Annotated in this window: 13 protein-coding genes; 12 read left to right on the forward strand and 1 reads right to left on the reverse strand. The window is 67.8% G+C overall.

What is annotated here, in order from left to right; all coding sequences use genetic code 11:
• The first annotated feature begins 6 nt into the window (after nt 1-6).
• The 4 genes from ACZ5RK_RS00420 to ACZ5RK_RS00435 all read left to right on the forward strand — a co-directional run bounded on the left by ACZ5RK_RS00420 (nt 7) and on the right by ACZ5RK_RS00435 (nt 2,616).
• Nucleotides 7-879 carry an SIS domain-containing protein gene (locus ACZ5RK_RS00420; RefSeq protein ID WP_464909267.1) on the forward strand — a complete coding sequence of 291 codons (873 nt, stop codon included), beginning with the start codon at nt 7-9 and terminating at the stop codon, nt 877-879.
• Nucleotides 879-1,559: an endonuclease V gene (locus ACZ5RK_RS00425; protein WP_464909268.1), complete on the forward strand. Its 681-nt coding sequence runs from the start codon at nt 879-881 to the stop codon at nt 1,557-1,559. Before ACZ5RK_RS00420 ends, ACZ5RK_RS00425 begins: the two co-directional genes overlap by 1 nt.
• Nucleotides 1,560-1,564: 5 nt before the next feature.
• On the forward strand, nt 1,565-2,200 hold the full coding sequence (locus ACZ5RK_RS00430) for a lysophospholipid acyltransferase family protein (RefSeq protein WP_464909269.1): 636 nt from the start codon (nt 1,565-1,567) through the stop codon (nt 2,198-2,200).
• Between the two features lie 122 nt (nt 2,201-2,322).
• Nucleotides 2,323-2,616, forward strand: a complete 294-nt coding sequence (locus tag ACZ5RK_RS00435; protein ID WP_054647700.1) for an HU family DNA-binding protein — start codon at nt 2,323-2,325, stop codon at nt 2,614-2,616.
• Between the two features lie 128 nt (nt 2,617-2,744).
• Here the strand turns inward: ACZ5RK_RS00435 and ftsH are convergent, their stop codons facing one another.
• A complete protein-coding gene (gene ftsH / locus ACZ5RK_RS00440; protein ID WP_464909270.1) occupies nt 2,745-4,625 on the reverse strand; it encodes an ATP-dependent zinc metalloprotease FtsH in 1,881 nt (626 codons plus the stop codon).
• A 124-nt stretch (nt 4,626-4,749) separates the two neighbouring features.
• On the opposite strand from ftsH, the gene dnaK reads away from it, so the two are divergent.
• The 8 genes from dnaK to ACZ5RK_RS00480 all read left to right on the forward strand — a co-directional run bounded on the left by dnaK (nt 4,750) and on the right by ACZ5RK_RS00480 (nt 12,959).
• Nucleotides 4,750-6,597 (forward strand): molecular chaperone DnaK, encoded by a 1,848-nt coding sequence (dnaK, locus tag ACZ5RK_RS00445; protein ID WP_464909271.1) that lies wholly within the window; start codon nt 4,750-4,752, stop codon nt 6,595-6,597.
• A gap of 35 nt (nt 6,598-6,632) precedes the next feature.
• Complete coding sequence (gene gprE, locus ACZ5RK_RS00450; protein WP_054647517.1) at nt 6,633-7,166, forward strand: nucleotide exchange factor GrpE; 534 nt, start codon at nt 6,633-6,635, stop codon at nt 7,164-7,166.
• 3 nt (nt 7,167-7,169) lie between these two features.
• Complete coding sequence (locus tag ACZ5RK_RS00455; RefSeq protein ID WP_464909272.1) at nt 7,170-8,003, forward strand: DnaJ C-terminal domain-containing protein; 834 nt, start codon at nt 7,170-7,172, stop codon at nt 8,001-8,003.
• A complete protein-coding gene (locus ACZ5RK_RS00460) occupies nt 7,990-8,226 on the forward strand; it encodes a chaperone modulator CbpM (RefSeq protein WP_054647270.1) in 237 nt (78 codons plus the stop codon). The genes ACZ5RK_RS00455 and ACZ5RK_RS00460 overlap by 14 nt, the downstream gene beginning before the upstream one ends.
• Before the next feature lie 154 nt (nt 8,227-8,380).
• Nucleotides 8,381-10,945 (forward strand): ATP-dependent chaperone ClpB, encoded by a 2,565-nt coding sequence (gene clpB, locus ACZ5RK_RS00465; protein ID WP_464909273.1) that lies wholly within the window; start codon nt 8,381-8,383, stop codon nt 10,943-10,945.
• A gap of 12 nt (nt 10,946-10,957) precedes the next feature.
• Complete coding sequence (locus ACZ5RK_RS00470; protein ID WP_054647271.1) at nt 10,958-11,347, forward strand: ferritin family protein; 390 nt, start codon at nt 10,958-10,960, stop codon at nt 11,345-11,347.
• The gene (locus ACZ5RK_RS00475; RefSeq protein ID WP_464909274.1) at nt 11,344-12,528 is read left to right on the forward strand and encodes a VLRF1 family aeRF1-type release factor; all 1,185 of its coding nucleotides are present in this window, start codon (nt 11,344-11,346) and stop codon (nt 12,526-12,528) included. Before ACZ5RK_RS00470 ends, ACZ5RK_RS00475 begins: the two co-directional genes overlap by 4 nt.
• Nucleotides 12,529-12,542: 14 nt before the next feature.
• Entirely contained in the window at nt 12,543-12,959 is a 417-nt protein-coding gene (locus tag ACZ5RK_RS00480; RefSeq protein ID WP_054647276.1) for an Hsp20/alpha crystallin family protein, read from the forward strand.
• Nucleotides 12,960-12,970: the final 11 nt, after the last annotated feature.

Consider the following 12,970-nt stretch of genomic DNA (forward strand, 5'->3'; position numbering starts at 1 on the left):
AGGAGTATGCGCGACCTGGACCGCGAGGAAACCTACCTGGTGGACCGCAGGGGCCTGGCCTTGGAGCTACGGGACCTGGTGGGCACGGGCCCCGTGCCCCCCGCCCCTTACCCCGGCCCCCACGGGGTCTTGGCCTACGGGGAAGGGTGGTTCGCCGCCCGGCTCCTCTCCCTCCCGGAATGGGGGGAGGAAGGGACCCTCTTCCTCTTGGAAGGAGGGTACGACCTGGGGGAGGCGGCGGCCATGGGCCTTTTGGCGGAGACGGGAAGGGCCAAGGTGGTGCGGGTGGGCTTCCGGGAAGGGGTGGAGGTCTACCTCCCCCCAAGCCCCTTAAGCCCCTACCGCTACCTGCGCTTCCTCCTTCTGGCCACGGGGCAGGAGGAGGCCCTCAAGGAGGTGGACGGGGCCTTGCTCCAGGAACGGCGCCGCCTCGCCCCCGAGGTGCCCCTGGAGGAAAACCCCGCCAAGTTCCTGGCCTACACCCTCCTGGAAAGGCTTCCCCTCTTCTTTAGCCCCTTTTTCCGCCCCCTGGAGGAGGCCGCCCAGAGCCTCTTCGCCCGCATCGGCAAGAGCCTCTCCCTGACCCCGCCTCATAGCGCCCTGGAGTTCTTCCTCACGGGCCTCGAGGCCCGCCACGAGCAGGGGGACCCCCTGGCGGCGGTCCTCCTGGGAGGAGGGGAGGCGGCCTCCCTGGCCAAGGAGATCCTGGAGACCCGGGTGGACGCCATGGCCGAGGTGCCCGCCCCGGAGGGGAGCCGCCTCGCCCAGGCCATGGCCCTCTGGTACCGTCTAGCCTGGACCACCTACTACCTGGCCCTCCTCTACGGGGTGGACCCTTCGGACCAGGAGGTGCTGGAACGGCTGAGAGAGGTGAGCTAATGGAGGTTCCCCCCTTTCCCAGGCCCCGGGGCCTGGAGGAAGCCGTGGCCCTGCAGCAGGCCCTGGCCCGGCAGGTGAGGGTGGAGGGAAACCTGGACGGGGTCAGGCGCATCGCCGCCCTGGACGCCTCCCACAAGCGGGGGAAGCCCCTTTTGGCCGTGGCCGTCCTCTATCACCTGGAAAAAGGACCCCTGTTCCTGGGGAAGGGCCTCCTCCCCGAGGCGGAGCTTTTCCCTTACATCCCTGGCTTTCTCTCCTTCCGGGAAGCCCCCGCTTACCTGGAGGCCTTGAAGGCCCTCCCCGAGGCCCCGGAGGCCCTCCTGGTGGACGGGCAGGGCATCGCCCACCCCAGGGGCCTGGGCATCGCCAGCCACCTGGGGGTCCACCTGGGGCTGCCCAGCATCGGCGTGGCCAAGAGCCTCCTCTTTGGCCGCCTGGAAGGGCCCCTCCCACAAGAGGCGGGAAGCGCCGTACCCCTCCTCGCCCCGGATGGCAGGCCCATAGGCTACGCCTACCGGAGCAGGACCGGGGTCCGACCCCTCTACGTCTCCCCGGGGCACCGGGTGGGGCTGGAGGAAGCCTTGGCCTTGGTCAAGGGCCTTCCCACCCGCTTCCGCCTCCCCGAACCCCTGAGGCTGGCCCACCTGGAGGCCCTCCGCGCCTTGCGCGCCTTAGACTAGGGGCCGTGGAGGCCACGAAGCCCAACCCCGTCTACCGGGCCGCCTGGTACCTGGCCCGGGCTCTCCTCCACCTCCTCTTCGGCTACCGGGTGGAGGGTGCGGAAAAGGTGCCCAAAGCAGGCCCGGTGATCCTGGCGGCCAACCACCTCTCCATCCTGGACCCCATCGCCATCGGGGCAGGGGTAGGGCGGCCGGTGAGCTTCCTCGCCCGGGCCAACGTCTTCCGGCTCCCCCTCCTTTCCTGGCTTCTTCCCCGCCTCTACGCCATCCCCGTGGAACGGGGCGCGGGCGACCTCGCCGCCGTGAAAAACGCCATCCGGGCCCTGGAAAGGGGCATGGCCTTCGGCATCTTCCCCGAGGGCACCCGGAGCCGCAGCGGGAAGCTCCAGCCTTTCAAAACCGGGGTGGCGGCCATCGCCTTGCGCACGGGCGCATGGGTGGTGCCCGTGGCGGTGGTGGGCACGGAGGAGGCCTGGCCCGTGGGGAGAAAGCTCTTCCGGCTCCGCCGCCCCATCCGGGTGGTCTACGGGGAGCCCATCCCCGTTCCAAGGAAAACCAAGGTCACCCACCAGGAGCTGGAAAACCTCACCCGGGAGATAGAGGCCCGGGTACGGGAACTCCTCCCCCCCCGCTACCGCTAGAGTCAATACTTCCGTTATCATACATAGCTATACGCAGGTATAGAAATGGCCAAGGGTATTGCGGGAAGACCTTCAACCGTGATATATTCCGCCCGGAAGGGAAAAGAGGAAGGAGGTGAAGAATGGCAGCAAAGAAGACGGTAACCAAAGCGGATCTGGTGGACCAGGTGGCCGCGGCCACGAGCCTCAAAAAGAAGGACGTGAAGGCGGCGGTGGACGCCCTCCTGGGCAAGGTGGAAGAGGCCCTGGCGGCCGGCAACAAGGTGCAGCTCACCGGCTTCGGCACCTTTGAGGTGCGCAAGCGCAAGGCCCGCACCGGCGTGAAGCCCGGCACCAAGGAGAAGATCAAGATCCCCGCCACCCAGTACCCTGCCTTCAAGCCGGGTAAGGCCCTCAAGGAAAAGGTCAAGAAGTAAGCTATTCCCTTCCCTCGGGGAGGGCTTCCTCCCCGGGTTATCCCCTTTCTCCCCGTTTCCTTGGCCCCGCCGGCCCGGGGAAGCCCGCCTAGGGGCCCCATGCTGGCCCGGGCCAGCACGGGGCGGCATCAGACCCCGCCCAGGGCCCCGCCGGGCTTGACCTTGGGTACCACCCGGGGCGCCTCCTTTTCCTCCCGGGGCTCCAAGGCCTGGGGCTCCTCCAAGGGCAGGCCCTCCACCACCTTTTGGAACTCCTCGGCGGTGAGGGTCTCCCGCTCCAGGAGGGTTTCCGCCACCCGCTCCAGAACCTCCCGCTTCTCCAGGAGCAGGGTCTTCACCCTTTGGTACTGTTCCTCAATGAGGCGCCGCACCGCCTCGTCAATGCGCTTGGCCGTTTCCTCGGAGTACTGGCGGACATCGTACCCGCCCAAGTAGGTGTCCTCCCGCACCGCGTAGGCCACGGGGCCGAACTCGGGGTGCATGCCCCACTCGGTGATCATCCGCCGGGCGAGCTCCGTGGCCTGGCGAAAGTCGTTCTCCGCCCCCGTGGTCACGTCCTCGAAGACCAGCTCCTCCGCCGCCCTTCCCGCCAGGGCCACGGCGATCTGGTCCAGAAGCCGCTTCCTGGACCAGTGGAGCATGTCCTCCCGCCTGGGCATCATGAAGCCCAGGGCCCGCCCCCGGGGCACGATGGTCACCTTGTGCACCCCGTCGGCGTGCTCCAGGTAGTGGGCCGCCAGGGCGTGCCCCGCCTCGTGGTAGGCGGTGATCCTGCGGTCGCGGGGGGTGAGGACCAGGCTCTTCTTGGCCGGGCCCATCATCACCCGGTCGGCGGCCTCCTCGAGGTCTTTCATGGTGATCTTCTTCCGCCCCTCCCGGGCGGCGAGGAGGGCGGCCTCGTTGAGGAGGTTCTCCAGGTCCGCCCCCACGAAGCCCGGGGTGCGCTTGGCGAGAAGCGCCAGGTCCACGTCCTCGGCCAGGGGCTTCCCCCGGGCGTGGATCCTCAGGATCTGCTCCCTTCCCCGCACATCGGGGGCGTCAATGGCCACCTGGCGGTCAAAGCGCCCGGGGCGAAGGAGGGCCGGGTCCAGGACGTCCGGGCGGTTGGTAGCGGCCATGACGATGATGGTGGAGTCCTTCTCAAATCCGTCCATCTCCACCAGGAGCTGGTTTAAGGTCTGCTCCCTCTCGTCGTTCCCGCCTCCCACACCGCTTCCCCGCCTCCTTCCCACGGCGTCAATCTCGTCTATGAAGACGATGCAGGGAGCGTGGCGCTTGGCGGTCTCAAAGAGGTCCCTGACCCTCGCCGCCCCCACTCCCACGAACATCTCCACGAAGTCGGAGCCGGAAGCGGTGATGAAGGGCACCCGGGCCTCCCCCGCCACCGCACGGGCGATGTGGGTCTTCCCCACCCCCGGAGGCCCCACCAGAAGCACCCCCTTGGGGATGCGGGCCCCCATCTCGTGGAAGCGGGCGGGGTTTTTCAGGAACTCCACGATCTCCCTAAGCTCCTCCTTGGCCTCCTCCGCCCCGGCCACGTCCTTGAAGGTGACCTTGGGGGCCTCGGTGAGGACCCGGGCCCGGCTCTTGGTGAAGCTGAAGGCCGAGTCCGAGGGCCCCGCCCGCCCGGAGCGGGAGAAGTAGAAGAGCGCCCCGATGAGGAGGCCCACCAGGAGGAGGGGCCAGAGGAAACCCAGGGGGCTCTGCCCCTGGGGGGGTTCCACCCGCACGCTCACCCCCTGGCGCATCCAGGCCTCGAGGGCGGCGTTATCGGGGGGGCTGGCGGCGTAGGTGGTGAAGGAGGAGCCGTCCACCAGGGTCCCCTGGATGCGGGTCTCCCCCGAGCGCACCACCACCTCCTTCACCCGGCCCGCCTTGAGGTCCTCCAGGAAGGTGGTGTAGTTCACCGCACCCCCGGCGCTGCCCGTGGTTCCCGCCAGGCTGAAGGCCCACGCCAGGAAGAGAAGGCCCAAGAGGAAGACCAGAAAGTTCAGAGGCAAACGGGACATGTCCTCTCCTAAGGTACACGAAAGGAGGGAGGCCCGGGTAGCCTGGGGCACCATGACACAATCACGCTCAACTCTCTTGACAAGGCTGCTCCGAATCCCTTACGCTTGAAGGGAGAGGTGCGTTATGGCCAAGGCAGTGGGCATTGACCTGGGTACCACCAACAGCGTGATCGCCGTCCTGGAGGGCGGAAAGCCCGTGGTGCTGGAGAACGCCGAAGGGGAAAGGGTTACCCCCAGCGTGGTGGCCTTCCGTGATGGGGAGACCCTGGTGGGCCGCATGGCCAAGCGCCAGGCGGTCCTGAACCCCGAGGGGACCATCTTTGAGATCAAGCGCTTCATCGGCCGCCGCTTTGAGGAGGTCCAGGAGGAGGCCAAGCGGGTGCCCTACAAGGTGGTCCCGGGGCCCGACGGGGGCGTGCGGGTGGAGGTCAAGGGCAAGCTCTACACCCCCGAGGAGATCAGCGCCATGGTCCTCCGCAAGCTGGTGGAGGACGCCTCCAAGAAGCTCGGGGAACGGATCACCAAGGCGGTGATCACCGTTCCCGCCTACTTCAACAACGCCCAGCGGGAGGCCACGGCCAACGCCGGGAGGATCGCGGGGCTGGAGGTCCTGCGCATCATCAACGAGCCCACCGCCGCCGCCCTGGCCTACGGCCTGGACAAGAAGGGGAACGAGACCGTCCTGGTGTTTGACCTGGGGGGCGGGACCTTTGACGTCACGGTGCTGGAGATCGGCGAGGGGGTCTTTGAGGTGAAGGCCACCTCCGGGGACACCCACCTGGGCGGCAGCGACATGGACCACGCCATCGTGAACTGGCTCGCCGAGGAGTTCCGGCGGGAGTACGGGGTGGACCTCAAGGCCGACCGCCAGGCCCTCCAGCGGCTCATCGAGGCGGCGGAGAAGGCCAAGATTGAGCTCTCCAGCACCCTGGAGACCACCATCAGCCTGCCCTTCATCGCCTTGGACCCCGCGAGCAAGACCCCCCTCCACCTGGAGAAGAAGCTCACCCGGGCCAGGTTTGAGGAGCTCATTGAACCCCTCCTCAAGCGCCTAAGGGGCCCGGTGGAGCAGGCCCTGAGGGACGCGGGGCTCACCCCCGCCCAGATTGACGAGGTGATCCTGGTGGGCGGGGCCACCCGGGTGCCTGCGGTGCAGCGGGTGGTGAGGGAGCTCTTGGGCAAGGAGCCCAACCGCTCCGTGAACCCCGACGAGGTGGTGGCCATGGGGGCGGCCATCCAGGCCGGGGTGCTCATGGGGGAGGTGCGGGACGTGGTCCTCTTGGACGTCACCCCCCTCTCCCTGGGCGTGGAGACCAAGGGCGGGGTGATGACCGTCCTCATCCCCCGGAACACCACCATCCCCACCCGCAAGTGCGAGATCTTCACCACCGCCGAGCACAACCAGACCGCCGTGGAGATCCACGTCCTCCAGGGCGAGCGCCCCATGGCCCAAGACAACAAGAGCCTGGGCCGCTTCCGCCTCGAGGGCATCCCCCCCATGCCCGCCGGGGTCCCGCAGATCGAGGTCTGCTTTGACATCGACGCCAACGGCATCCTCCACGTGACCGCCAAGGAGAAGTCCACGGGGCGGGAGGCCTCCATCACCATCCAGAACACCACCACCCTCTCCGAGGAGGAGATTCAGCGCATGATAGAGGAGGCCAAGCGCCACGCCGAGGAGGACCGCAGGCGCAAGGAGCACGCCGAGCTCAAGAACACCCTGGACTCGGCCCGCATCCAGGCGGAGCGGGTTCTCCAGGAGAAGCAGGGAAGCCCCGAGGCCAGGGCCCGCCTCGAGGCCGCCATAGGGAAGGCCAAGGAGCTCGTGGAGCGGGACGCCCCCGACCCCGAGCTCAAGGCGGCCACCGAGGAGCTCTTGAAGGCGGTGGAGGCCTACGAGCGGGGCGCCCAGGCGGCCTCGGGAAAGGGTCCGGACGACGTGATTGACGCCGACTACAAGCCCGCCGAGTAAGGCGGGAAGCCGGGGCCTATCCCCAAGGAGGGTCCATGGAGGAGCGGAACCACGAGGACACCCTGGAAAAGGACCTGGAGGAGGTGGGCCAGGAGGCCCAGGCCCTGGAGGAGCGCCTTAGGGCGGCGGAGGAGGAGCTTAGGGGCTTCAAGGACAGGTACCTCCGCCTCCTCGCCGACTTTGACAACTACCGCAAGCGCATGGAGGAGGAGCTCAAGGCGCGGGAGCGGGAAGGCCTGCTCAAGGCCCTGAGGGCCCTCCTCCCGGTTCTAGACGACCTGGACCGGGCCCTGGAGTTCGCCGAGGCGAACCCCGAGAGCATCCGCCAGGGGGTGAAGGCGGTCCGGGACGGCTTCTTCCGCACCCTGGCGGGCCTTGGGGTGGAGGAGGTGCCGGGGGAGGGCCAGGCCTTTGACCCCCGGTACCACGAGGCGGTGGGCCTCCTTCCCGGGGAGCCGGGGAAGGTGGCCCGGGTCTTCCAGCGGGGCTTCCGCCTGGGGGAGGCCCTGGTGCGCCCGGCCCGGGTGGCGGTGGGGGAGGAGAAGCCGGAAGAGGCCGACCTGGAGTAGACCATGAAGGACTACTACGCCATCCTGGGGGTTCCCAGAAACGCCACGCAGGAGGAGATCAAACGAGCCTACAAGCGCCTGGCCCGCCAGTACCACCCCGACGTCAACAAGAGCCCCGAGGCCGAGGAGCGGTTCAAGGAGATCAACGAGGCCTACGCCGTCCTCTCCGACCCGGAAAAGCGAAAACTGTACGATACCTACGGCACCGCCACCCCGCCCCCGCCCCCACCCCCCGGCGGGTACGACTTCTCGGGCTTTGAGGTGGAGGACTTCTCCGACTTCTTCCAGGAGCTCTTCGGGAGCGGTCTCTTCGGCCCCCGCCGGCCGCGGACCCGGCGGGGGCGCGACCTCAGGGCCGAGCTCCCCCTGAGCCTCGAGGAGGCCTTTCACGGGGGGGAGCGGGTTCTAGAGGTGGGAGGGAGGCGGGTCACGGTGCGCATCCCCCCAGGGGCCCAAGACGGGAGCGCGATCCGGGTGCCGGGGATGGGGGGGCCTGGAGAGCCCCCGGGGGACCTTCTCCTCACCGTGCGCCTCCTCCCCCACCCCCGCTTCCGCCTGGAGGGCCAGGACCTCTACGCCACCTTGGACGTGCCCGCCCCCATCGCCGTGGTGGGGGGGAAGGTGCGGGCCATGACCCTGGAGGGCCCCGTGGAGGTCAGCATCCCCCCCAGGACCCAGGCGGGAAGAAAGCTAAGGCTCAAGGGAAAGGGTTTCCCCGGGCCCGGGGGCCGGGGGGACCTGTACCTGGAGGTGCGGGTCACCATCCCCGAACACCCCACCCCGGAGGAGGAAGCCCTCTGGAGGAAGCTAGCGGAGGCCTACCATGCTCGTGCGTAGCCAGTGGCTTTCCCTGGAAGCCCTCCCCCAATACGGCCTTTCCCTGGGGGCCGTGCGGGCCTATGTGGAGATCGGCTTCGTGGAGCCCCTGGAGGTGGGGGGCACCTGGTACTTCCGGCAGGAGGACCTCTTGCGCATGGCGAAAGCCGAGCGCATCCGCAAGGACCTGGGGGCCAACCTCATCGGGGCGGCTTTGGTGGTGGAAATCCTGGAAAGCCGCTAGGGACATCCTTCCCCCCGCGCATCCCTTACAATCAGGGTAGCCTTTCCCCTTCTCCTCCTTCGGGCCTGGGCGTTTTGGGTTTTCTTCCTTCATATCTCTTGACAATATCTTTGTCAAGAGATATGCTAGTGATAGCAAAGGAGGGCAGGAGGGTATGAACCTGGAACGCTGGACCCAAGCCGCGCGGGAAGCCCTGGCCCAGGCCCAGGTCCTGGCCCGGGAGATGAAGCACCAGGCCATAGACCTGCCCCACCTGTGGCGGGTGCTCCTCAAGGAACCTGGGGGCCTGGCCTGGCGCCTTTTGGAAAAGGCCGGGGCCGATCCCAAAGCCCTCAGGGAGCTCCAGGAGAAGGAGCTCGCCCGTCTGCCCCGGGTGGAGGGGGCCGAGGTGGGCCAGTACCTCACCCCCCGGCTTTCCGGGGCCCTGAACCGGGCCGAGGCCCTCATGGAGGAGCTAAGGGACCGGTTCGTGGCCCTGGACACCCTGGTCCTGGCCCTGGGGGAGGCCACCCCGGGGCTACCCGGACTGGAAGCCCTAAAGAAGGCCCTTTGGGAACTGAGGGGAGGGAAAAACGTGCAAACGGAACACGCAGAGGGCACCTACAACGCCTTGGAGCAGTACGGCATTGACCTGACCAAGCTGGCCGCCGAGGGCAAGCTGGACCCGGTGATCGGGCGGGACGAGGAGATCCGCCGCGCCATCCAGATCCTCCTCCGGCGCACCAAGAACAACCCGGTCCTCATCGGCGAGCCCGGGGTGGGCAAGACGGCCATCGTGGAGGGCCTGGCCCAGCGCATCGTCAAGGGGGACGTGCCCGAGGGCCTCAAGGGCAAGCGCATCGTCTCCTTACAGATGGGCTCCCTCCTGGCCGGGGCCAAATACCGGGGCGAGTTTGAGGAGCGCCTGAAGGCGGTGATCCAGGAGGTGGTGGGCAGCCAAGGGGAGATCATCCTCTTCATTGACGAGCTCCACACCGTGGTGGGGGCGGGCAAGGCGGAAGGGGCCGTGGACGCCGGCAACATGCTCAAGCCTCCCCTCGCCCGGGGGGAGCTCAGGCTCATCGGGGCCACCACCCTGGACGAGTACCGGGAGATTGAGAAGGACCCCGCCCTGGAGCGCCGCTTCCAGCCCGTCTACGTGGACGAGCCCAGCGTGGAGGAGACCATCTCCATCCTCCGGGGGATCAAGGAGAAGTACGAGGTGCACCACGGGGTGCGCATCTCCGACCCGGCTTTGGTGGCGGCGGCGGTCCTCTCCCACCGCTACATCCCGGAAAGGCGCCTCCCCGACAAGGCCATCGACCTGGTGGACGAGGCGGCGGCCCGCCTAAGGATGGCCTTGGAAAGCGCCCCGGAGGAGATCGACACCTTAGAGCGCAAGAAGCTCCAGCTGGAGATCGAAAGGGAGGCCCTGAAGAAGGAGAAGGACCCCGACTCCCTGGAGCGCCTCAAGGCCATTGAGGAGGAGATCGCAGGGCTTGCCGGGGAGATAGAAAAGCTCAGGGCGGAATGGGAGGCGGAAAGGGAGGTCCTAAAGAAGCTCCGGGAGGCTCAGCACCGCCTGGACGAGGTACGGCGGCAGATTGAGCTGGCCGAGCGCCAGTACGACCTGAACCGCGCCGCCGAGCTCCGCTACGGGGAGCTTCCCAAGCTGGAGGCCGAGGTGGAGGCCCTCTCCGAGAAGCTGAAGAACGCCCGCTTCGTGCGCCTCGAGGTCACCGAGGAGGACATCGCCGAGATCGTCTCCCGCTGGACGGGGATCCCCGTATCCAGGCTCCTGGAAGGGGAAAGGGAGAAGCTCCTTAGGCTCGAGGAGGAGCTTCACAAGCGGGTGGTGGGCCAGGAAGAAGCCATAAGGGCGGTGGCCGACGCCATCCGCCGGGCCCGGGCCGGCCTCAAGGACCCCAACCGCCCCATCGGGAGCTTCCTCTTCTTGGGGCCCACGGGGGTGGGGAAGACCGAACTCGCCAAGACCCTGGCCGCCACCCTCTTTGACACCGAGGAGGCCATGGTGCGCATTGACATGACGGAGTACATGGAAAAGCATGCGGTCTCCCGCCTCATCGGGGCCCCGCCCGGCTACGTGGGCTACGAGGAGGGGGGCCAGCTCACCGAGGCGGTGCGGAGGAGGCCCTACACAGTCATCCTCTTTGACGAGATAGAAAAGGCCCACCCCGACGTCTTCAATATCCTCCTGCAGATCCTGGACGACGGCCGCCTCACCGACAGCCACGGCCGCACCGTGGACTTCCGCAACACCGTCATCATCCTCACCTCCAACCTGGGAAGCCCCCTGATCCTGGAAGGCATACAGAAAGGCTGGCCCTACGAGCGAATCCGGGAAGAGGTCTTCGCCATCCTGCAGAAGCACTTCCGCCCCGAGTTCCTGAACCGCCTGGACGAGGTGGTGGTCTTCCGGCCCCTTTCCAAGGAGCAGATCCGCCAGATCGTGGAGATCCAGCTCGGCTACCTCCGGTCGCGTCTTGCGGAGAAGCGCATCACCCTGGAGCTCACCGAGGCCGCCAAGGACTTCCTGGCGGAAAGGGGCTACGACCCGGTCTTCGGCGCGAGGCCCTTGAAGCGGGTCATCCAGCGGGAGTTGGAGACGCCCCTGGCCAAGAAGATCCTGGCGGGCGAGGTCAAGGAGGGCGACCGGGTGGTGGTGGAGGCCGGACCCACGGGCCTCACCTTCCACACCGCCGAGCGCCTGGTGGCCTAAGAGGAGGAAGCCATGAGGGTAGAGGAGGTGTTGCAGAAAGCTTACCAAGACGAGCTCCTGGACGCCCTCCGGGCGGAAAGGGCGGCGGAGGGGATCCCCTACCCCCATCTCAAGGCCTTGGTCCTGGAGGTGGCGGAAAGGGAGCGCGCCCACGCCCAGGCCATCGCCGAGGCCCTCCGCCGCCTCAAAGCCCCCCTTCCCCCCACTCCCAAGCCCGAGGAAGAGGGCTTTGAGGCCCTCCTCCGCCTCCTCTCCGAGGAGGGCTTTGACCGGAGCTACTACCTGGAAAGCACCTTCCCCGACCCCGAGCTGGAGGCCCTCTTCACCCGGCTAGGGCAGGAGGAGCGGCTCAACCAGGAGGCGGTGCGCAAGGCCATCGCCCTTCTAGGAGGTAACCTATGATTGGCAAAGAGGAAATCCGCCGCATCAAGGAAGGCCTGGAAGGCCTCAAAACCCCTACCCTCTCCCTCTACGTGGACCTGAACCCGGCCAAGCCGGAAAATGCGGGCCGGGCCTACGCCCTTAGGGCCAAGGACGCCATGAAGGCCCTCCGGGTGCCCGAGGCCTTGGCGGAAAGGGTGTTGGAACTCCTCAAGCACGAGGTCATCCAGGCCAAGACCCTGGCCCTCTTCGCCCACGAGGCCCGCCTGGAGCTCTACCCCTTGCAGGTGGAACTGCCCTTGGTGAGCGCCCTCAAGACCACCTTCGTGGACGAGAGGGAAAGCCGCCTCCTCACCGACGGGGTCCTGGCCCACTGGGGCGAACCCTTCCTCCTCCCCCTGGTCTACGCCCTGGACGAGTACGAGCGCTACGGGGTGGTCTACGTGGACCGGGAGAGGTGGCGGGTCTTTGAGGTCTTCCTGGGGGAGGTCGCCGAGGTCCAGGACGCCTTCCTGGCCCTGGACACCGAGGCCTGGCGCCGCCTTTCCCTGGACGCCCCCGGCCGCCGGTTCAACCTGGGGGGCATCGCCCGGGGAGGGGCGGGCCAAGACCTCTTCGCCAAGCGCCTCGAGGCCTGGGAAGGACGCTTCTACAAGACCCTGGCCCACGACCTGGAAAAGCTCTGGGCGGAACGGGGCTTCACCCGCCTGGTCCTTATGGGCCCCGAGGAGCACACCAAGCTCTTCCTGGGCCACCTGCCCAAGCGCTTGCGGGAGAAGGTGGTGGCCGAGCTCCCCTCCCTCCCCCACCCCGGGGCCACCCCAGGGGAGGTGCTCAAGCGCCTGGAGCCGGTCTTGGAGGAGGTGGAGCGCCAGGCCGAGGTGAGGCTTCTCCAGAGCCTGGAGGAGGCCTACCCTAAGGCGGCCTTCGGCCCGGAGGCCCTGGCCCGCCTGCAGGAAGGCCGGGTGGAGCTTTGGGTTCTTCCCTGGAACCTGGAGGGCAGCGTCTACGCTTGCCATGGCCTCTACTTCGCCGATGAGGCCGAGGCCCTGGGCCTTTGCGAGAGGCTCGAGGCCAAGCCCCTGGCCCTGGTGGCGCCGGAGCTGGCCGCCGGGTACGCCGCCAAGCTGGAGTTCGTGCGGGGGGAGGCCGAAAGGAGGCTTCTTGAGCGCGGCGGCATGGCCGCGCTCTTGAGGTGGTAAAGGAGGTGAGGAAGGTGATCCGCTTTGACCCCTTTAAGGAGCTGGAGGAACTTCAGGAGCGGTTGGCCAGGACCCTCGGCGCCCCCCAGCAGGGGCCCAGGGTCTACGCGCCCCCGGTGGACGTCCTGGAGGACGCCGAGGGGCTTCACCTCCTGGTCTACCTCCCGGGGGTGGAGCCCGAGAAGGTGGAGGTGGTGGCGGAGGAGGGGGTGCTCTCCGTGAAGGCGGAAAGGCCCTTTGAAAAGCGGGAAGGCGTGGCCTACCACCGTCTGGAGGGCCCCTACGGCACCTTCGCCCGGAGCTTCAACGTGCCCAGCGTCTACGACCTCTCCCGGGTGGAGGCCCGCTTCCGCCACGGGGTCCTGCACCTGAGGGTGCCTAAGGCCGAGGCCACCAAGCCCAAGAGGATCCAGGTGCAGGTGGAAGGTTAAGGAGGTAGGGC

It is taken from the genome of Thermus kawarayensis JCM 12314, from assembly GCF_055393575.1.